This is a genomic window from Photobacterium sp. (assembly GCF_033720175.1).
Taxonomy (GTDB): domain Bacteria; phylum Pseudomonadota; class Gammaproteobacteria; order Enterobacterales; family Vibrionaceae; genus Photobacterium.
This window is the reverse complement of record NZ_JAWWDA010000012.1, coordinates 117111-135794: the sequence shown is the minus strand read 5'-3', so window position 1 is coordinate 135794 and position 18684 is coordinate 117111. Positions and strand designations below refer to the sequence as shown.

At 48.9% G+C, this 18684-nt stretch carries 21 protein-coding genes; 9 read left to right on the top strand and 12 right to left on the bottom strand.

From position 1 onward, the window contains the following. Nucleotides 1-38: 38 nt before the first annotated feature. Nucleotides 39-1010, bottom strand: a complete 972-nt coding sequence (locus tag R3289_RS14280; protein WP_318926359.1) for a TAXI family TRAP transporter solute-binding subunit — start codon at nt 1008-1010, stop codon at nt 39-41. Between the two features lie 296 nt (nt 1011-1306). Beyond that, nucleotides 1307-1777 carry a transcriptional regulator ArgR gene (gene argR, locus R3289_RS14275; protein ID WP_318926358.1) on the bottom strand — a complete coding sequence of 157 codons (471 nt, stop codon included), beginning with the start codon at nt 1775-1777 and terminating at the stop codon, nt 1307-1309. Between the two features lie 363 nt (nt 1778-2140). On the opposite strand from argR, the gene mdh reads away from it, so the two are divergent. Then, entirely contained in the window at nt 2141-3079 is a 939-nt protein-coding gene (gene mdh, locus R3289_RS14270; protein WP_318926357.1) for a malate dehydrogenase, read from the top strand. Between the two features lie 98 nt (nt 3080-3177). Here the strand turns inward: mdh and R3289_RS14265 are convergent, their stop codons facing one another. After that, nucleotides 3178-3369 (bottom strand): hypothetical protein, encoded by a 192-nt coding sequence (locus tag R3289_RS14265; protein ID WP_318926356.1) that lies wholly within the window; start codon nt 3367-3369, stop codon nt 3178-3180. A 151-nt stretch (nt 3370-3520) separates the two neighbouring features. Continuing rightward, on the bottom strand, nt 3521-4492 hold the full coding sequence (gene ispB / locus R3289_RS14260) for an octaprenyl diphosphate synthase (RefSeq protein ID WP_318926355.1): 972 nt from the start codon (nt 4490-4492) through the stop codon (nt 3521-3523). Between the two features lie 279 nt (nt 4493-4771). On the opposite strand from ispB, the gene rplU reads away from it, so the two are divergent. The 7 genes from rplU to folA all read left to right on the top strand — a co-directional run bounded on the left by rplU (nt 4772) and on the right by folA (nt 8917). Then, nucleotides 4772-5083, top strand: a complete 312-nt coding sequence (gene rplU / locus R3289_RS14255) for a 50S ribosomal protein L21 (protein ID WP_107285196.1) — start codon at nt 4772-4774, stop codon at nt 5081-5083. Nucleotides 5084-5103: 20 nt separating this feature from the next. Then, nucleotides 5104-5361, top strand: coding sequence for a 50S ribosomal protein L27 (gene rpmA, locus R3289_RS14250; RefSeq protein ID WP_107285195.1), 258 nt, complete (start codon nt 5104-5106; stop codon nt 5359-5361). Nucleotides 5362-5453: 92 nt separating this feature from the next. Continuing rightward, nucleotides 5454-5663, top strand: a complete 210-nt coding sequence (locus R3289_RS14245; protein ID WP_318926354.1) for a hypothetical protein — start codon at nt 5454-5456, stop codon at nt 5661-5663. Nucleotides 5664-5753: 90 nt separating this feature from the next. Further along, nucleotides 5754-6926 carry an Obg family GTPase CgtA gene (cgtA, locus tag R3289_RS14240; protein WP_318926353.1) on the top strand — a complete coding sequence of 391 codons (1173 nt, stop codon included), beginning with the start codon at nt 5754-5756 and terminating at the stop codon, nt 6924-6926. A gap of 205 nt (nt 6927-7131) precedes the next feature. Next, nucleotides 7132-7923 (top strand): threonine/serine exporter family protein, encoded by a 792-nt coding sequence (locus R3289_RS14235; protein ID WP_318926352.1) that lies wholly within the window; start codon nt 7132-7134, stop codon nt 7921-7923. Continuing rightward, on the top strand, nt 7920-8393 hold the full coding sequence (locus tag R3289_RS14230) for a threonine/serine exporter family protein (RefSeq protein ID WP_318926351.1): 474 nt from the start codon (nt 7920-7922) through the stop codon (nt 8391-8393). The genes R3289_RS14235 and R3289_RS14230 overlap by 4 nt, the downstream gene beginning before the upstream one ends. A gap of 35 nt (nt 8394-8428) precedes the next feature. Next, nucleotides 8429-8917: a type 3 dihydrofolate reductase gene (folA, locus tag R3289_RS14225; RefSeq protein WP_318926350.1), complete on the top strand. Its 489-nt coding sequence runs from the start codon at nt 8429-8431 to the stop codon at nt 8915-8917. Between the two features lie 52 nt (nt 8918-8969). Here folA and R3289_RS14220 read toward each other — a convergent pair whose 3' ends face one another. The 6 genes from R3289_RS14220 to lptD are packed head-to-tail and all read right to left on the bottom strand — an operon-like array spanning nt 8970 to nt 15752. Further along, entirely contained in the window at nt 8970-9788 is an 819-nt protein-coding gene (locus tag R3289_RS14220) for a symmetrical bis(5'-nucleosyl)-tetraphosphatase (RefSeq protein ID WP_318926349.1), read from the bottom strand. A gap of 8 nt (nt 9789-9796) precedes the next feature. Continuing rightward, nucleotides 9797-10186 (bottom strand): Co2+/Mg2+ efflux protein ApaG, encoded by a 390-nt coding sequence (gene apaG, locus R3289_RS14215; RefSeq protein WP_318926348.1) that lies wholly within the window; start codon nt 10184-10186, stop codon nt 9797-9799. A gap of 39 nt (nt 10187-10225) precedes the next feature. Further along, nucleotides 10226-11041 (bottom strand): 16S rRNA (adenine(1518)-N(6)/adenine(1519)-N(6))-dimethyltransferase RsmA, encoded by an 816-nt coding sequence (rsmA, locus tag R3289_RS14210; RefSeq protein WP_318926347.1) that lies wholly within the window; start codon nt 11039-11041, stop codon nt 10226-10228. Continuing rightward, nucleotides 11038-12030, bottom strand: coding sequence for a 4-hydroxythreonine-4-phosphate dehydrogenase PdxA (gene pdxA, locus R3289_RS14205; RefSeq protein WP_318926346.1), 993 nt, complete (start codon nt 12028-12030; stop codon nt 11038-11040). Before pdxA ends, rsmA begins: the two co-directional genes overlap by 4 nt. Beyond that, a complete protein-coding gene (gene surA, locus R3289_RS14200) occupies nt 12023-13321 on the bottom strand; it encodes a peptidylprolyl isomerase SurA (protein WP_318926345.1) in 1299 nt (432 codons plus the stop codon). The genes pdxA and surA overlap by 8 nt, the downstream gene beginning before the upstream one ends. A gap of 46 nt (nt 13322-13367) precedes the next feature. Continuing rightward, nucleotides 13368-15752 carry an LPS assembly protein LptD gene (gene lptD / locus R3289_RS14195; protein WP_318926344.1) on the bottom strand — a complete coding sequence of 795 codons (2385 nt, stop codon included), beginning with the start codon at nt 15750-15752 and terminating at the stop codon, nt 13368-13370. 175 nt (nt 15753-15927) lie between these two features. Between lptD and djlA the strand changes: the two genes are divergently transcribed. Continuing rightward, entirely contained in the window at nt 15928-16773 is an 846-nt protein-coding gene (djlA, locus tag R3289_RS14190; RefSeq protein WP_318926343.1) for a co-chaperone DjlA, read from the top strand. Between the two features lie 105 nt (nt 16774-16878). Here djlA and R3289_RS14185 read toward each other — a convergent pair whose 3' ends face one another. Beyond that, complete coding sequence (locus R3289_RS14185) at nt 16879-17832, bottom strand: D-2-hydroxyacid dehydrogenase (protein ID WP_318926342.1); 954 nt, start codon at nt 17830-17832, stop codon at nt 16879-16881. Nucleotides 17833-17964: 132 nt separating this feature from the next. Continuing rightward, complete coding sequence (gene rluA, locus R3289_RS14180) at nt 17965-18678, bottom strand: bifunctional tRNA pseudouridine(32) synthase/23S rRNA pseudouridine(746) synthase RluA (protein ID WP_318926341.1); 714 nt, start codon at nt 18676-18678, stop codon at nt 17965-17967. Between the last annotated feature and the right edge of the window lie 6 nt (nt 18679-18684).

Sequence of the window (18684 nt, the reverse complement as noted above, 5' to 3'; positions counted from 1 at the left end):
CGGCGCAACGAGTGTTTCTTAAATGTAGTCAAGGGCGGTTATTTTGCTAGATAACCCACTTCTTTGTAGTAGCGAATTGCCCCAGGGTGGAGGGGAATTGACAAGCCATCTTTAACCATGTGCTCTGGCTTCAAGTTAGCAAATGCCGGGTGCAGGCGCTTAAAGGTATCGAAGTTTTCAAATACCGACTTCACTAGCGCGTAAACCACATCGTCAGAAACATCCGTAGACGACACTAATGTTGCAGCGACACCAAAGCTATTGACGTCTTTATCGGTACCTTTATACATGCCGCCAGGCACTGTGCTTTTGGCGTAGTATGGGTTGTCGGCAACAATTTTATCGATAGCCGGTCCCGTAGCAGAGACGAGCTTAGCATCACAAGAAGTCGTTGCTTCTTTGATTGAACCGTTTGGATGGCCGACCATGTAGATGAATGCATCGATTTTGTTATCACACAGTGCTTGTGAACGCTCGGAACCTTTTAGTTCAGATGCCAATTGGAAATCATCTTGAGTCCAGTCTAGCGCTTCCATGACCACACCCATGGTCGCGCGGTCACCCGAGCCCGGATTACCGATATTGACGCGTTTGCCTTTTAGATCTTCGACATTGTTAATGCCTGCATCTGTGCGGGCAATAATGTTGAATGGTTCGGTGTGAAGTGAGAAAACGGCGCGAAGTTTTTTATAAGAGCCTTGATCCTTGAATTTACTGGTGCCGTGATAGCCGTGATACTGCCAGTCCGATTGTACAATGCCAAAGTCTAATTCACCGGCCCGCATGGTGTTCACGTTATAGATAGAACCACCGGTCGATTCGACGGAACAGCGAACATTGTGCTGTTTACGATCTTTGTTCACCAGCTTACAAATCGCACCGCCAGTAGGGTAGTAAACTCCCGTTACTGAACCGGTACCGATTGTGATGAAAGTCTGGGCGTTGGCCATACCAGCAGTCATAACAACGGCTGCGAGTGCACTCATTTTAATTAGTTGTTTCAATGCCATGTTAATCCTTTCCTTATTGTTGTTATCTCCAGGGAGAAATGTTTTTCCATCGTTGGAAAAGGCACTATTGCGAAAGCAAATCAGGCAGATAATAGCAAAAGAGATGAAAGGATTTAAAACTGCGTTAACAAAGATTTGCTAAATAGTTGATGAAATCACCGGTGATTAGAGGTGATTTTAATTTATTGACTATTATTATCAATAGTTTGGGTTGGGTTTGAACCGGTTATAATAAGATTTCCTGATTGTGAGCTTTGTCACGTTTAATAGGGAGCTGATGCCCCCCCATTAACACATTAGTTACTGTAATCGAAAAGATCACAGACAGACTCAAAGAGTTCTTCGGTGGTGGTGCCACTAGTTGGCGTGATAAAAATAGTATCATCACCGGCAACAACCCCTAAAATACCTTCGGCTTTACCTAAAGAGTCCAGAAGGCGAGCAATCAGTTGTGCGGCACCTGGTCCAGTCTGAATTACAACCAAGGCGTTGTTATGGCCTATCTCCATTACCAGCTCTTTCAGCGGACTGGTTGTGGTCGGCACACCTAATTCTACAGGCAGGCAGTAAACCATCTCCATCTTAGCATTGCGGGTTCGGACTGCGCCGAACTTGGTCAGCATGCGAGAGACTTTTGACTGGTTGATATTATCGAACCCCTGAGCTTTCAAGGCATCAACAATTTCACCCTGAGAGCTGAATTTTTCTTCTTTTAGAATCGCTTTGAATGCTTTGATTAAACGTTCTTGTTTGTCTGAATTTCGCATAAGTAAATTTTATGTACAGGGACGAGGTAGCATATTTTCGCATAACCTCTTGGTGAGTAGCAAACAGAGTTCATGGAAACTGCCGTTTCAATCACTTTTATCGTTTAAAAAATGGGGATTTATTTAGCCGGCTTTATCCTCAAGAGAATTGTTTAGATCGGTATTACCTGATTGTTGCAGTTGGTTTTTCGATCTGAGTATCATTCGGCAACGATTCCGATTGTTGCACGTAGATAGCCCGCTTTATAATGGCCTATGCGTTACTTCGCAAAGCTGATTGGGTTTGATTGTATTTAACAATTGGTTGCTATAACGTCACCTATAGGTCTGAAAAATATACTTCTATCGTAAAGGAGAACGAAAATGAAAGTTGCTGTAATTGGCGCGGCTGGTGGCATCGGCCAGGCATTGGCTCTGCTATTAAAAAATCGTCTGCCAGCAGGTTCTGATCTTGCGTTGTATGATATTGCTCCAGTAACGCCAGGTGTTGCGGCTGATCTGAGCCATATCCCTACTCCTGTTTCAATTAAAGGTTATGGCGGTGAGGATCCGACACCGGCACTGGAAGGCGCTGACGTCGTATTAATTTCTGCAGGTGTTGCGCGCAAACCAGGCATGGATCGTGCCGATCTTTTCAATGTGAATGCCGGTATTGTTAAGGCACTGGCGGAGAAAATTGCTGTTGTTTGTCCAAAAGCTTGTGTCGGTATTATTACTAACCCTGTGAATACGACAGTTGCGATTGCCGCTGACGTACTGAAAAAAGCCGGTGTTTACGATAAGCGCAGACTTTTTGGCGTGACAACCCTTGATGTGATCCGTTCAGAGACATTTGTTGCCGAGTTGAAAGGAAAAGATCCAAGTGGGATCCAAGTGCCGGTGATTGGTGGCCACTCTGGCGTCACTATTCTTCCTCTTTTGTCTCAGGTTGAAGGTGTTGAGTTTACGGAAGAAGAAATCAAAGCATTGACACCTCGCATTCAGAACGCGGGTACAGAAGTTGTTCAGGCCAAAGCAGGCGGTGGTTCAGCCACCCTTTCTATGGGTCAGGCAGCATGTCGCTTTGGTTTGGCATTGGTCCGCGCACTACAGGGTGAAAAAGGTATTGTTGAATGCGCTTACGTTGAAGGCGATGGTAAGCATGCCCGTTTCTTTGCGCAACCGGTACTGCTAGGTACAGAGGGCGTTGAAGAGGTGATGGATTACGGTAAGCTGAGTGCATTCGAACAGGAAGCACTTGATAGCATGCTGGATACTTTGTCATCCGATATCGCGCTTGGTGAAGAATTCGCCGCTAAATAATCGTGATACGGTGAACTGAAAAAGCGGCATTTTAGCCGCTTTTTTGTGTATTCAGTGTGGCGCTTTATATCGAGCAGCTACCGATAGAAAAGGCTATGTTAGTAGTAAATATTACAACCTGTATGCAGTTGTGGTTGTTCCTGAATATCATCGCAATTAACAGTGCTGCGCGAATGATCATGCATATTTTCGACAATTGCAGAATTATGGTCTGGATCAACTTCAATGATCTCTACCACGCCTTGCGGGCATTCCACCCACATCCCTTTTTTCAGATCTTTAGCTTGCATCACGGTCTCCAAATATTGCTCAGGGCAAAGATGATCCATATATTAACTATAGATCAACCGGAGGATCCTTTGTGGGAAGAAAGGGCTGGGGAGGGGAAAGCCTGCTGAGAGGTGTGATCGGCAAACGGGATCAGCGCAGGCGTCTAAGGGGTTATTTATTGCGTTGCACGGCAAGGTGTGCAAGCGCAACTAAGGCCTCTTTGTAATCTGATTCTGGTATTGGCGCCAGCGCAGTAATTGCTTTATCGGCTTCTTCTTCGGCGCGCAGCTGGGTGTATTCCAGCGAGCCCGTCTCGCGCATACAAGCCAGAATTGGTTCAAGTTTATCTAAACCATTCCCTTTTTCGATAGCTTCGCGAATCATTACAGCCTGCTCAGCGTTACCATGGCGCATAGCATGTAGCAACGGCAGAGTCGGTTTACCTTCAGCAAGATCATCGCCGACGTTTTTCCCCATCTCTTTGCCATCAGCAACGTAATCCAGCACATCATCGATCAGCTGGAAAGCTGTCCCTAAATAACGGCCATAATCCTGCAGGGCGGTTTCAATCTGTTTCGGCGAGTCCGTAATAATGGCAGCAATTTGTGCTGCGGCTTCGAATAAGCGTGCCGTTTTTGAGTAGATCACCCGCATGTAGCTCTCTTCGGTGATGTCAGGATCATTGCAGTTCATTAATTGCTGCACCTCACCTTCGGCGATCACATTAGTGGCATCGCCCATAACATCCAAGATCCTTAAAGATCGTAGGCTGACCATCATCTGAAATGAACGGGTATGGATATAGTCACCAACCAAGACACTGGCGGCGTTGCCGAATGCGGCATTAGCGGTTTTCTTGCCTCGGCGCATATCCGACTCATCAACCACATCATCGTGAAGCAAGGTTGCAGTATGAAGAAATTCAACAAAAGCGGCTGCTGTCGTGTGTTTATCCCCTTCGTAATTCAGCGCTCGGGCAGCAAGAACCGCTAACATCGGGCGCAGACGCTTACCTCCGCCGCTGACAATGTAAAAACCGAGTTGATTAATCAGAGCAACATCTGAGTTCAGTTGTGCTTTTATCTTCGCGTTAACTTCCGCCATATCATTGGCGGTGAGCGCTTGGATAGCTTTAAAATCCATTATACATCCAGCAAAATTATTGGCCGCTAAGGCGGAAAGGTTATTCGAATTTGTCATAGGATCTTACACTAAAATATCCCTTTCTTCACAACCTCTAATTACTACAGATCAGAGAGTTGTTCTGCTGAACAGCTTTTCACCAATTTTCTTTGTATAATGGCTTGCCACAAGCACCGTTTTCACGTAACATTCGCGCCCTATTGATGACAAGATTAAGCGCATACCCGTTGCCCAAAATATAACGTGGCAGATGGCCTATGCGGAAAAGCGGAGTAAGACATGTACGCTGTTTTCCAAAGTGGTGGTAAGCAACACCGAGTAAGCGAAGGCCAGACCTTACGCTTGGAAAAACTAGACGCTGAAACAGGCGCTAGCGTTGAATTTGACAACGTTCTTCTAGTAACCAACGGTGAAGAAGTAACTGTAGGTGCACCATTCGTTGCGGGTGGTAAAGTGACTGCAGAGGTTGTTACGCACGGTCGCGGCGATAAGATTAAAATCGTTAAGTTCCGTCGCCGTAAGCATTCTCGTAAGCAAATGGGCCACCGTCAGTGGTTCACTGAAGTCAAAATTACTGGCATCAGCGCTTAATAATTAGGAGAATTTAAAAAATGGCACATAAAAAAGCTGGCGGTTCTACTAATAACGGCCGTGATTCAGAAAGCAAACGTCTAGGTGTTAAGCGTTTCGGTGGTGAATCTGTTCTTGCAGGTAACATCATCGTTCGTCAGCGTGGTACTAAATTCCATCCTGGCACTAACGTAGGCTGCGGTAAAGACCACACACTATTCGCACTAACTGACGGTAAAGTTAAGTTCGAAGTTAAAGGTCCTAAAAACCGTAAATTCGTAACTATCGAAGCTGAATAAATTCAGTCTCGTAACGAATCTTAAAGCCCTGCCAACTGGCGGGGCTTTTTATGTTTTGAGGGTTTACGTTTAACCAAAACCCTACAGAAGCAATGGCGCGCTGGCAAGCCTCGCAAGTGAGCGCGGGGATCACTTTAGCTCCCTTGTTTACGATAATATTTGGTGATCTTGCTAGTCTGATTTGGCCACAGTTTGTTGCCGCCGCAGCCCTTAATCTATTGGGTTATATTGGTGCTATGGTTGTGGTGAGTAGTGCCATGTTCCGTGCGATTGGGCATAAAATTATTCGTCAGCACAAATAGCCAAGGTCCATTACAATAGATTAATAGCAATCTGAACAATTTGATGATTGATCAGATTGAGATATTGAACGCCACTGTGCGGAGAAAGATATGAAGTTTGTAGATGAAGCGGTAATTAGAGTTGATGCCGGTGATGGTGGTAATGGTACCGTTAGTTTCCGTACTGAAAAATATGTGCCAAGAGGCGGCCCTGATGGCGGTGACGGCGGTGACGGCGGTGACGTATACCTATTGGCCGATGAAAACGTTAATACCCTGATCGATTATCGATTTGAGCGTTTTCACTCAGCCCCTCGCGGCGAAAATGGCCGTGGCGGTAACTGTACCGGTAAACGCGGTGAAGATTGTATCTTACGTGTTCCTGTCGGGACGCGTGCGGTTGATGAAGAGACCGGTGAAATCATTGCTGACCTGACACAGCACGGTATGAAGGTCATGGCCGCAAAAGGCGGATTCCACGGTTTAGGCAATACCCGTTATAAATCGTCAGTAAACCGGGCGCCGCGTCAGAAATCCATGGGAACCAAAGGTGAGATCCGTCACTTGCGCCTTGAGCTATTGTTGCTTGCGGATGTTGGTATGCTGGGTCTGCCGAATGCAGGTAAATCAACCTTTATTCGTGCGGTTTCTGCGGCAACCCCAAAAGTGGCGGATTACCCGTTTACAACCCTGGTTCCTAGCTTGGGTGTGGTGCGTGTCGACTCTGACCGCAGCTTCGTTGTAGCAGATATTCCAGGCCTGATCGAAGGGGCGGCGGATGGCGCTGGCTTGGGGATTCGTTTCCTTAAACACCTTGAACGCTGTCGTATTCTTCTGCATATGATTGATCTGTTGCCTGCCGATGGTTCAGATCCGGTTGAAAATGCATTCACAATTTTGAATGAGCTGGATAAGTACAGCGAGAAGCTGGCGAATAAACCTCGTTGGATCATCTTCAATAAAGTGGATTTGTTATCAGAAGAAGATGCGCAAGCCAAGATCGATGAGATCCTGGGCGCACTTGCCTGGGAAGGTGACTATTACTGTATTTCTGGCCTCAATCGTATGGGCACGAAAGAGCTTACCTATGATCTGATGGCATTCATTGAGCAGTTACCAAAAGTAACGTTCGAAGAAGAAGCGGTAGAACAAGAGAAAGTCGAATTCAAGTGGGACGATTATCACGCTGAGCAAATCAAAAAAGCGGAAGATGATGACGATGACGACGATTGGGATGACTGGAACGAAGATGATTATGATGTAGAGATCATTTACAAGCCATAATTCATGCCTTTCCAAGATAATGAGCCGCTCCTATGAGCGGCTTTTTTGTGTCTAATCAACACTGCCAGAGTAAATTTGTCTGATAATTCATGGCCAATGATGGCCGGGCGAAATGATTGATAATCTTCAGCTGTTACTGAATAATCCCCGAGGGCAAGGGGATGCCCGTTAGGCTTGATGTAGAGATGAGACAGAGGGAAGATTAATGGTGAGAGGGATAAAGCAGCTGTCAGAGCCAGAGCAGAGGGAAGTGTCCCGTCTGGCGGTTGCAGCAGGACAAAGGCTATTACAGCATGGCGCTGAAAGCACGCTGGTGATGGATGTCACCACGCGGTTGGGGTTAGCGCTGGGCGTTGAGAGCGTTGAAGTGTCGTTATCGGCCAGTTCGATGGTGCTGACGACATTGCACGATGGCCGCTGTATTACGACGACTCGCCGCTGTCAGGATCGCGGTATTAACATGCAAGTGGTGACGGAAATTCAACGAGTCTGCATCATGGCTGAGCGCGGAGTCATTGATGTGGATGGTGTCCATCAGCGTTTAGAGCAGATTAAACCCCTGCGTTACAACCGTGTTCTGGTTATCGTGATGATCGGTTTATCCTGTGCATCCTTCAGCCGCTTGGCTGGGGGAGACTGGCCTGTTTTCCTGCTGACCTTTGTGGCATCCTCGGTCGGGATGTTTGTGCGTCAGGAGATAGCCCACGCTCACTTTAATCCATTACTGAATTTCGGCGTGACGGCTTTTGTGACGACCTTAATTTCAGGCATGGGTCAGGTTTATCAGATTGGCGAAACCCCGTTTCTGGCGATGGCTTCTTCAGTCTTAATGCTGGTCCCCGGTTTTCCGTTAATCAATGCGGTTTCAGATATGGTCAAAGGCTTTTCGAATATGGGGATTGCCCGCTGGACCATAGCCAGCTTACTGACATTATCAACCAGTGCCGGTATTGTGGCCGCAATGAATGTGCTGGGCGTATGGGGGTGGCTGTCATGATCGATTTAGCCTTTATGCTTGCACTGCTCAATGACATGTTTTTTTCGATGATCCCGGCGGTTGGTTTTGCTCTGGTCTTTAATGTTCCGCAGAAAGCGCTGAAATACTGTGCTATCGGCGGGGCGCTGGGTCATGGTGGCCGCTTTGTCTTGATGCATTTTGGAGTGCCGATTGAATGGGCAACGTTTTGTGCCGCGACGATGGTCGGGATGATTGGTGTGCACTGGTCGCACCGTTTTCTGGCCCATCCGAAGGTCTTTACCGTTGCGGCGATGATCCCTATGGTTCCGGGAGTGTTTGCCTTTAAAGCCATGATCGCATTAGTCGAAATAAATCATCGCGGCTTTAGTCAGGAGCTGTGGGTACTGATGATGGAAAATGTTATCAAGGCGGTATTTATTGTCGCGGCATTGGCGATAGGGCTGGCAATGCCGGGACTATTGTTTTATCGTCGCCGGCCGGTGATATAACATTTTATTTCTGGTGGCGGTTAACAGGGGAAGTGATGAAGATCAGTATGATCGCAGCGATGGCGAAAGATCGTGTTATCGGTAAAGGCAATGCGATGCCATGGCATCTGCCTGCAGATTTTGCCTGGTTTAAGCAGGCGACATTAGGCAAACCCATTGTGATGGGACGCAAGACTTTTGAGTCGATTGGACGTCCGCTGCCGGGCCGTCATAATATCGTGATCAGCCGTAATCCTGAATTTTCCGCTGAAGGGGTGACCGTGGTTGCTGACATTGATGCAGCCAAGAGTGCGGCGGGTGATGTAGAGGAGCTGATGGTTATCGGTGGTGGCAGTATTTACGCGGCCTGCCTGCCGGCGGCTGATCGCCTGTATCTGACTTTTATTGATCTGGTGGTTGAGGGAGATACCTGTTTTCCTGACTGGGGCAATAACTGGCTGGAAACCTACAGCAAAGATTATGCTGCCGATGACAAAAATGCCCACAACATGCGCTTTACGATATTAGAGCGAGCGTCGAGTTAAGAGTCTCGAGGGGCGAGAGTTTTCGTCCCTAGCTCCTCGGCTCTTTTCTCTCCTATGCATATACCGGACAAGCGGTTTCAAATCTGGCATCGTCTTCCCAGCGTAATAACGTCATGCTGTTTCCCCATACACATCCCGTATCAAGACCTATCACCGTGTTATCTTCGTAGCCGGATAACGCGGCCCAGTGACCAAAAATGATCTTCTTCCCTAATGGTTGTGAGCGGGGAAGGCTAAACCAAGGAAGCAGTTCACCGGTGTCAGGATGATCGGGGGGGAGTTTACAGGCCATATCCAGCCTGCCATCCGGATAGCAAAAGCGCATACGGGTGAAGGCATTAATGGTAAAGCGGTACTTATCGATGCCTTTCAGCTCGGGAGTCCAGAGGTCAGGACCATTGCCGTACATGTTTTGCAGTAGCCAGAGATAATCTGCAGACTGCAAGCAGCTTTCAACTTCCCGTGCATGCTGATGGGCTTGCTTAAGATCCCACTGCGGGGGAATACCGGCATGAGCCATGACGAAAGGTAAGGACGGGTGTTCGGCGAGTAACGGTTGTCGCCGGAGCCAGTCGAGCAGCTCGGCACTGTCGGGAGCATCTAAGATGGCCTGAATTTTGTCTTTGGCTTTCGGCTTGGCGATGCCATTAGCAATGGCGAGTAAGTGCAAATCGTGATTGCCTAATACTGTTGTTGCCCGGGAGCCAAGCGCTTTCACAAACCGTAAGGTGTCAAGCGATTTAGGCCCCCGTGCGACGAGATCACCAGCCAGCCATAATTCATCACATTCAGGATCGAATCGGGCCTGATCAAGCAGGTGGCAGAGATCGTCGAAACAACCTTGAATGTCACCGACAAGGTAGGTAGCCATACGGTTCCTTAATGAAGAATATTGGGAATAGCCAGTCGGAAGGGAGCAACCTCGGCAATAAATTCATCCCCCAGCTCATTACTCATGACGTAGTGACCCTGCATGACTCCCAGAGGGGTTTCAATGATAGTACCGCTGGTATAGGTGTATTCTTCGTTGGCAGCAATTTCAGGCTGCTCGCCGACGACACCTTCGCCTTCGATCACTAATTTTTTGCCGTTGGCATCTGTGATCAGCCAGCGACGGCTCAGCAACTGAGCCGTTCCCTGCCCGAGATTACTGATAGTGATGGTGTACGAAAACACATATCGCTGATTCTCAGGTTCAGATTGGTCTTCCAGGTAGTGAGTAACCACTCTGCATTTGATGGTTGGGGTGGCGTTAGTACTCAAAATCATGCTTCCTTTCTTTGTTCAGCCAAACCCCAACCTATGCGCTTATGCGTTTTTATGGTTGGCATCCAGCCAGTTTGCCATGTCAACGAACTGCTCAACCGTGATATTTTCCGGACGTAATCCCGGGTTAATTCCCAGGTTCTCCAGTTCTTCGACGCTGAACAGCGCTTTATAACAGTTGCGGATTGTCTTACGGCGCTGATTAAAACCTTCACGGCACACACGATCTAACCATTTAAGATTAGTACATGGGTAGGGCAGGGTTTCATATGGCGTCAGGCGTACAACCGCAGAGTCCACTTTTGGTGCTGGTGTAAATGACTCTGGCGGCACTTCCAGTACCGGCATTATTTTGCTGTAGTACTGAGCCATGACGGTCAGGCGACCATACGCTTTGCAGCCAGGCCCCGCCGCTAAACGATTGACCACCTCTTTTTGTAACATGAAGTGCATATCTTGCACATTTTCATGAAAAGTAAAAAGGTGGAACATCAATGGCGTGGAAATGTTGTACGGCAGATTACCGAAAATACGCAGCTTGTTGTTCGGCTTGATCAGCTGGGTGAAGTCGAAACGCATGGCATCGCCTTCGTGGATCGTTAGCTTATGAGCCAAATCAGGGTGGTTGCGTAAGCGTTCCGCCAGATCGCGATCCAGCTCGATAACTGAAAATTTATCGACCAGTTTGCCGACAGGCTCGGTGATTGCACCCAGACCCGGGCCAATTTCAACCAGGTTTTGACCTGGCAGCGGGTTGATGGCAGATACAATGCCATCAATGATATACGGGTCGTTCAAAAAGTTCTGGCCAAAGCGCTTACGGGCGCGGTGACCCAGGTGGACTTGATCGCTGCTCATGCTTGTTTTTCTACCAATTTGAGGGCGTGTGATAGCGCTGTCCAAAGGCTACCCGTGTCCGCCTGTCCAGTACCTGCGAGTTCCAGTGCGGTACCATGATCTACTGAAGTTCTGATGAAGGGCAGACCTAACGTAATGTTGACCGATTTACCAAAGCCTTTATATTTCAGCACTGGCAGCCCTTGATCGTGATACATAGCCAATACAGTGTCTGCATCGGCCAGATATTTATCCTGGAAGATAGTATCGGCAGGCAATGGGCCTACCAGATTCATTCCTTCCTGTTGGCGAAGCTGCTCTAAGGCCGGAGAAATGATGTCGATTTCTTCTCTGCCCAGACAGCCGTCTTCACCGGCGTGCGGATTTAAGCCGCAAACGTAAATTTTGGGCTGTTTAATACCAAATTTACTGACTAAATCCGCGTGTAAAATGCGGATGACTTGTTGCAGCCGCTCTTCTGTTATCGCTTTGGAAACATAAGCCAAAGGGATATGCGTCGTCACTAACGCCACCCGCAAGCCTTCAGTCGCCAGCATCATTACAACTTGCGCTGTGTCCGCTTGCTGGGCGAAAAACTCGGTGTGGCCACTGAATGCCACACCAGCACGGTTAATCACACCCTTGTGAACAGGGCCTGTTACCAATGCCGCAAATTCGCCACTCAAGCACCCCTGAGCAGCTCGCTCTAACGTTTGTAGTACGTAGTGACCATTTTGTTCCTTTAGCTCACCAGGCGTCACTGGTGCTTTAAGATCGTGGTCAGTGACAACCATGGTGCCAGCCTGATGCGGCTGCGCGGGAAGTGAGGCATCATACACTCTTACTTCCAGCGGTAATCCCAATTGGGCTGCACGTTCTACCATAAGCTGGGCGTTAGCACAAATAACCAGTTCATGTGGCCAGTTCTGCTGGGCGATAGCAATCACTAAATCAGGGCCGATACCAGCAGGTTCTCCCGGTGTGATCGCGATGCGTTTAACCTTACTCATTGTCAGCTCCTAATTGTTCGATATAAGCACCGGCGCGTAATTCCTGAATCCACGCCTGAGCTTCTTCGTTGAACTTACGGCTGAACAAAATACGGTAAGCACGGTCTTTGACTGCGGCATCAGTACGGTCAACATTACGGCGTTCTAATACTTCAACAATGTGCCAGCCATGGACGGTTTTAAAGGGTTCACTGATAGTGCCGGTTGGCAGGCTTTCCACTTTATCTTTAAATTCAGGCACATAAATGTCAGGAGTCTGCCATCCCAGTTCACCTTTGTTGGCCGCCGAGCCCGGGTCGGCACTCAGTGACTGAGCGGCGTCGGCAAAAGTCTGCTCTCCCGCCAGGATCTTGTTGCGCGCATTTTTCAGCTGACGTTGTGCGCCGTCATCACTTAAAATGACCGAAGTTTTCAACAGAATATGGCGTGCATTGACTTCGGTGACCGAGACCGTTTCTAACCCTTTGGCATCGTTGATTTTCATAATATGGTAGCCAACACCGCTCCGGAAAGGACCGATAATGGCGCCTTTGCCATTTGATTTGATCTGATCGGCAAAGATGGTTGGCATCTCTTCCTGGCGCATCCATCCCCATTCGCCACCTTGCAGTGCTTTCGGGCCTTTTGAGTAGCGGTAAGCGAGGCTGGCAAAGTCGGCGCCTTGCTTGAGTTCATTCACCAGCTGCTGAGCTTGCTTTTCCGTTTCTTCGCGCAGTGCCTTATTGGCACCGTCTTCGACCCGAAGCTGAATGTGGCTGATGTTGAACTGTACACTTTGGAGATTTTGTTTGTTAAGTTGCTCTGCCAGCGTGTCTACCTCTTGTGGCAAAATACTGATGCGGCGGCGAACCTGAATGGTACGCGCTTCGCTTGCTGTCATATCACGGCGCATTTGCTCGCGGAACATTGAATAACCGATGCCGTTTGAAGCCAGTTCTTGCTGCAGTTGGGGAACCGTCATTTGCCGCTCTTGGGCGATTCGGGCAATCGCCTGATCAAGGCGGGTATCGTCGATTCGGATCCCAAATTGCTCAGCCTGCTGCAGCTGTAGGGCCTCAAGGATCAGCTTTTCCATGATCTGTTCAGTCAGGACTTCGTCAGAAGGCAAAGGCTGATTTTGTTCGGCGGCATTGATGCGTACCGTTTTAAGCATGGCATCGACATCGCTTTGCAGGATCACGCTGTTGTTAACCAGCGTCACGACCTTGTCCATTTCCTTGGGGGCAGCAATGCTGCCGGCTGCGAGGCTCCAGATAACCAGGCCTAACAGAGAAGACTTCCACTTTTTCATTTACGTTCCATCTGTGTTGCAATTACGACTTATGGCCGTAATTGGGTTAATTATTTAAAGAGAATGAATTACCGTACGACAATGCATTACCCGTATCAGTACTGTAACCCAGAGGTTTTGCGCCCTGCAGGCCGAGCAAGCTGAAGGATAATGTTATGTTATCCTCGTATTGGGTGTTCTCCGCCCCTAAAGAACTCGATGCATACTGGTTATAAGTCAGACCGATAAGCCAACAAGCAGAGGTGTAAGTCAAGCCTACCTGGGTTTCCAGCATTTTATTGACATTCAGATCATGGAAATAGTCGGCACGCAGGCTCAAGCCCTCGTAAAGAGGAATACCTGTTGACAGGCCGAGCTGAGAAAGACCGTCCTGTTTGCCACTATCATCGGCAGCGTTTGGATTGGCGACGAATCGGTCCAGGTAGCTGCTAGAGACGTAGCGGTAGTTTGGCTGAATATAAACCCCTCCGGTACGGTATTCAATTGCTCCGCTGGCCAGCTGCACCTTTCGATCACTCGCATCATATTGCATGGAGCTTTTGAAGAAGAGCCAATCGGCATAGTTAAATTCAGTTTCTAATGCTGTTGCCGAATAACTTTCCGCATCATCTTCACTGGTACCATCAAATGTTGGTTTCTCGATATAAAAGATTTGACCTAACGACAGGGTAAATCGTTCCCTGAAATTATTGTCAAAGTAACGAGTCGAGGCGCCAAGGGTAAATTGGTTTGCCGGAGCAATGTAATCAACACTACTATATATTTTGTCACTAAACAGGCCGTAGTAGTCTTGTTGCAGGCGGGTACTGTCATAACCACCACCAGAGTATGTTACCGGGTTATAGATACCTGACTGGTCAACGTTCTGTACAAAGAGATATTGGATCTGCGGTTCAAGGCTTTGGGTATAACGGTTACCCCAAAAGGCGGTGTCCCGTTCCAGGTAGAGCCCACTGTGGATACGTACACTTGGAACTGTCCGCGAAGCCGTTTCGTCAAGCGTTGATAAACCTGTGAGCGAGTTATCAAAGTCTTGATTGTAATAGGTGTACATCAGCTTAGTTTCTGAAGTGATAGACCACCAAGGCGTTGAATAGGGCAGTGTGAGCTTCGGTTCGAGGTGAACACGATCGGCCGAGGGCTTAGCGTTTGAATCATTTTCAAAACGGCTGAGATGGCTGGCCATCGAGAAATCGAAGCCGTAAGGCAGATCCGGGCGGTAGTAGTTAAACTCCAGCTGGGGCATCAGACGATATTGCGTTCCTTCGCCGGTTGAGGTTAACGGTTGGAAATCACGCACCCTTAACGTTGAATCCCAGTTCTGCTCGCGGTAAGAGACCTCTCCGGTCTGCAACAGGTTGTTATCTTCGCGCTTACCGATGCTGGAATCGATTTCATTGAAATAACTGAAGTCACTGGTTTTGCTGTAATCGGCCTTAAATAGCCAGTGGCTTCGGTAAGTCCCGGTGTGAGACCAGTTAAAGGCCCAGCGGGCATCTTTTTCCGGTGCGATTTTATCATCACCAAGGTACTCGCCGCTTAACTGGCCGCGGCCAAATTCATTCAGGTAACGGAATTGGGAATTAAGTTGCAGGCCGCGGTTACTCATGTACTTAGGAGTGATGGTCATGTCGTAATTCGGGGCAATATTCCAGTAAAACGGTGTTTCAAACTCGAAACCATCACGGGAGCCATAGCTGAGAGACGGGTACAAGAAGCCGGTTAAACGCTCTTTGCCTACCGGCACTCTTAAATAAGGTAAATAGAAAACAGGCACATCAAGCACTTCGAAGCGGGCGTTGTACAAGTCAGCAAAAGGTGACTCCCCCTCTCGCTCCAATGTGGTCGCAGCAAAGCGCCAGCTCTTATCGTCAGTCGGGCAGGTGGTATAGGTTCCGTCTTTCATCCGGTAGAACTGGGTTCCCAGAACATTTTTCTTGCTGATCCGGCTTGCTTCCCCCCGACCGGCTTCACAGGTCATGCTATAGACCGCGTTCTCCATTTCGGCATCTTCACTGTCGAGGTTGCTTTGGAGGCGATCGGAGTAGACTTCCATACCACCGTCATGGAAATAGACATTGCCTTCCGCCGTGACGATATTTTCCGGCTGACGTAATGTCGCCATATCTGCCGCCATCGTCCGGTGGCCTTGCTGGACAACCACATCGCCAGAGTAAGTCATTTTGGTGTTAGTTTTTGCTTCTGCATGATCGGCGGTGACTTTGATTGGCTCATTATTGGGATCAGCAGAGCGATCCTGAGGGGCGATGCAGATACCGCGCACCAGTTCAAGCGCATCCGTTTTTTGGTCAGCTACAGAAAACGCATCATTGACATCGTCGCTCTGGGTTGGAGTTTCATCTGCCAGTGCCGGGCCATAAAGAGCCAGGCTGATCATGGTGGCAAGTAAGCTGCGGGAGGTTAATGACATCGAATTAAACGTTCCTGTATTCAGTTTGTGGCGCATAGCTATTTGGTTGCGCTTTTTACAAGCATTCCCGATAAATGACAGCTATCATAATGCAATTTCACCTCGACGGCATCTTTTCAGGCCACAGTGTCGAGTAAACCATGAATAAATTTAGCAAATTACCAGAGAGTACAGAATGCAGGTGTGGGGTAAGCTTTTAGGCGCATTTTTTGGCTTCCTTCTTGGTGGTCCATTTGGATTGTTTTTAGGCCTGTTTTTAGGCCATAAGTTCGATAAAGCCCGAACAAATATTTATCGCAGTGGCGGTTTTGGCCGTTTTGGTTCGCATCAAGCCAATAGCGCTGAGCGCCAGGCGGAGTTTTTCTACGCGGGTTTTGCGGTGATGGGCCATATGGCCAAATCGAAAGGCCGGGTTACTGAAGATGAAATCCGGGTGGCCAGCGCCATTATGGATCGTATGGGGCTGCATGGCGAATCTCGCCGTCAGGCGCAAAATGCCTTCAGAGAAGGGAAGGGAGAGAGCTTCCTGCTTGACGAAACACTTTCTAGTGTCCGCCGAAATTGTGCTGGACGCGCTGATTTATTACAGTTTTTCCTAGAGTTACAGATCCAGGCTGCGTTTGCCGACGGTATATTACACCCGAGTGAACGCCAGTTACTGCATGTTATAGCCCGTAGTTTAGGTTTCTCTTCGCAGCAGCTAGAGCGACGCTTGCACATGCAAGAAGCGGCGTTTCGTTTTCAGCAGGGTGGCTTTAATCAGCAAGGTCAGCAGCAAGGTGCTTACCAGCAGGCTCCGACGCGTGATCAAGTGGCGGATGCCTATGAGCTGCTGGGAGTGACTGATGGAGCATCGGCTCAGGATGTCAAACGAGCGTATCGTAAGCAGATGAATGAGCACCATCCGGATAAGCTGGCGGCGAAAGGCCTGCCGCCGGAAATGAGGGAGATGGCTAAGCAGAAGGCGCAAGAGTTGCAGGCGGCTTATGACCTGCTCCGTAAAGAAAATGGTTTCAAATAGTTAACCTGTAGTTCTACCGGGCGGGTTGATAACGGGAGCTTTTGCTCCCGTTTCTATGCCGAGTCCATTAACCATCGGAATGGTTTGATAACGAAGGGGTTGGTATTACATGACATTTTGCGGTTTACCGGCGATAAAGGCATTGAGATTGTCGATAAGCTGGTTAGCCAGCGCCTGAATTGAGGAGTCTGAACCCCAGGCAACATGAGGGGTCAGTAAAAGCGTGGGCAGTTCCGCATTGGCGACGAGAGGATTGCTGCTGTCTGCGGGCTCCTGGGTAAAGACATCGACACCCGCACCGGCAATCGTGCCATTTTTTAATGCTGCGACCAGGGCGGCCTCATCAACTAACCCCCCTCTCCCGGTATTGATTAAGATGCTGGTAGATTTCATCTTATCCAGCTCGGCTGAGCCAATCAGGTTGGTTGTCTGCTCGTTTAACGGACAATGCAGCGTCAGGACATCGGCTTGCGCCAGTACCTCGTCAAATGGGGTGTAGCCTTCACGACAAGCGACTCTTCCTTTGTGTTCGGCAAACAACACCTGCATGTCCAGTGCAGTCGCTAATGTAGCGACCGCCTGTCCGAGCCCGCCATGGCCGATGATGCCCAGCGTCGATCCTGCAATATCCCCAATCGGGTGAGTAAAAAAACAGAATTGTTTTTTTTGCTGCCAGACACCGGCCTGAATATCCTGATGATATCCGACTAAATTACGTCGCAGCGCAAACATTAACCCAATGACATGTTCCGGTACCGATCGGGTGGCGTAGCCTCGGATGTTAGCCACGGTGATCTGATTTTGGTGACAATAATCGAGATCGACGTTATTGGTGCCTGTCGCCGCCACTGCCACCATTTTGAGCTGTGGTAACTGACACAGGATATCGGCATCAAGAACCACCTTGTTGACGATCACAATGGTGGCGTCCTGCAGGCGCTCAACGAGCTGGCTCGCATCGGTGGCAGGGTATTCAAGCCACCGGTGTGCAAAGGCTGGCTGCGGCATTGGGATATGAGCGGGAATCGTGGCGCGATCGAGAAAGACGATAGTTTCCATGTCAGTTGATCCGATTTGGTTGTAAGAGGAGTCATTTATATCAAATCCGGATGAAGTCTCAACCCGGGTCTGTTTATGTATCAACATTGCGGCAATTATGTCGAAACAGACACAGACCCAGAAACGTTGATATTATTGAACTGCAGCGGGCAATTCGAGAGTTTTTTCTGGCGCCTCAGGAAAGAAACTGCATGGGGCAAACAGGTGCATCGGCTGTTCGGTATAAGGATGTGCGAATGTCAGTTCTGCGGCGTGCAGCTGCAGGCGAGGAGCCATTGTTCTGGCTTCATCGTGGGCGTAGAAACGATCCCCCAGAATAGGGTGGCCTAATGCCAGCAGATGTACCCGGAGCTGGTGCGAACGGCCGGTAATCGGTTGCAGGCGAACCAGGGTGGCGTTCTCTTCCCGTGCGACTACCTCGTAATGAGTAACCGACGGTTTGCCATCTTCAAAGCAGACTTTCTGTTTCGGGCGGTTTGGCCAGTCGCAAACGAGTGGCAGGTCAATCGTGCCGGTATCTTGTTTTAAGTGGCCCCACACCCGGGCGTAGTAGATTTTTTGAGTCTGGCGTTTTTGGAACTGGATTTTCAGGTGGCGTTCGGCATTTTTATTTAGGGCCAGGACAATCAAGCCAGAGGTCGCCATGTCAAGGCGGTGGATAATCTGGGCGTGCGGGTAGTCACGCAGAACTCGGCTAAGCACACTGTCATAATGCGCCGGATCCCGCCCCGGATTTGAAAGCAGTCCCGAAGGCTTGTTCAGGGCAATGATATCGCGATCGAGGTGAAGTACATCCAGCCAGGGTTCGACGGGTGGATTGTAGTCCAGCAATGGCAATGGTTTCATGAGTTA

Bases quoted from the DNA above. Each gene is read 5' to 3' on its own strand.
- R3289_RS14280 (WP_318926359.1), bottom strand. From the start codon at position 1,010: ATGGCATTGAAACAACTAATTAAAATGAGTGCACTCGCAGCCGTTGTT.
- argR (WP_318926358.1), bottom strand. From the start codon at position 1,777: ATGCGAAATTCAGACAAACAAGAACGTTTAATCAAAGCATTCAAAGCG.
- mdh (WP_318926357.1), top strand. From the start codon at position 2,141: ATGAAAGTTGCTGTAATTGGCGCGGCTGGTGGCATCGGCCAGGCATTG.
- R3289_RS14265 (WP_318926356.1), bottom strand. From the start codon at position 3,369: ATGCAAGCTAAAGATCTGAAAAAAGGGATGTGGGTGGAATGCCCGCAA.
- ispB (WP_318926355.1), bottom strand. From the start codon at position 4,492: ATGGATTTTAAAGCTATCCAAGCGCTCACCGCCAATGATATGGCGGAA.
- rplU (WP_107285196.1), top strand. From the start codon at position 4,772: ATGTACGCTGTTTTCCAAAGTGGTGGTAAGCAACACCGAGTAAGCGAA.
- rpmA (WP_107285195.1), top strand. From the start codon at position 5,104: ATGGCACATAAAAAAGCTGGCGGTTCTACTAATAACGGCCGTGATTCA.
- R3289_RS14245 (WP_318926354.1), top strand. From the start codon at position 5,454: ATGGCGCGCTGGCAAGCCTCGCAAGTGAGCGCGGGGATCACTTTAGCT.
- cgtA (WP_318926353.1), top strand. From the start codon at position 5,754: ATGAAGTTTGTAGATGAAGCGGTAATTAGAGTTGATGCCGGTGATGGT.
- R3289_RS14235 (WP_318926352.1), top strand. From the start codon at position 7,132: ATGGTGAGAGGGATAAAGCAGCTGTCAGAGCCAGAGCAGAGGGAAGTG.
- R3289_RS14230 (WP_318926351.1), top strand. From the start codon at position 7,920: ATGATCGATTTAGCCTTTATGCTTGCACTGCTCAATGACATGTTTTTT.
- folA (WP_318926350.1), top strand. From the start codon at position 8,429: ATGAAGATCAGTATGATCGCAGCGATGGCGAAAGATCGTGTTATCGGT.
- R3289_RS14220 (WP_318926349.1), bottom strand. From the start codon at position 9,788: ATGGCTACCTACCTTGTCGGTGACATTCAAGGTTGTTTCGACGATCTC.
- apaG (WP_318926348.1), bottom strand. From the start codon at position 10,186: ATGATTTTGAGTACTAACGCCACCCCAACCATCAAATGCAGAGTGGTT.
- rsmA (WP_318926347.1), bottom strand. From the start codon at position 11,041: ATGAGCAGCGATCAAGTCCACCTGGGTCACCGCGCCCGTAAGCGCTTT.
- pdxA (WP_318926346.1), bottom strand. From the start codon at position 12,030: ATGAGTAAGGTTAAACGCATCGCGATCACACCGGGAGAACCTGCTGGT.
- surA (WP_318926345.1), bottom strand. From the start codon at position 13,321: ATGAAAAAGTGGAAGTCTTCTCTGTTAGGCCTGGTTATCTGGAGCCTC.
- lptD (WP_318926344.1), bottom strand. From the start codon at position 15,752: ATGTCATTAACCTCCCGCAGCTTACTTGCCACCATGATCAGCCTGGCT.
- djlA (WP_318926343.1), top strand. From the start codon at position 15,928: ATGCAGGTGTGGGGTAAGCTTTTAGGCGCATTTTTTGGCTTCCTTCTT.
- R3289_RS14185 (WP_318926342.1), bottom strand. From the start codon at position 17,832: ATGGAAACTATCGTCTTTCTCGATCGCGCCACGATTCCCGCTCATATC.
- rluA (WP_318926341.1), bottom strand. From the start codon at position 18,678: ATGAAACCATTGCCATTGCTGGACTACAATCCACCCGTCGAACCCTGG.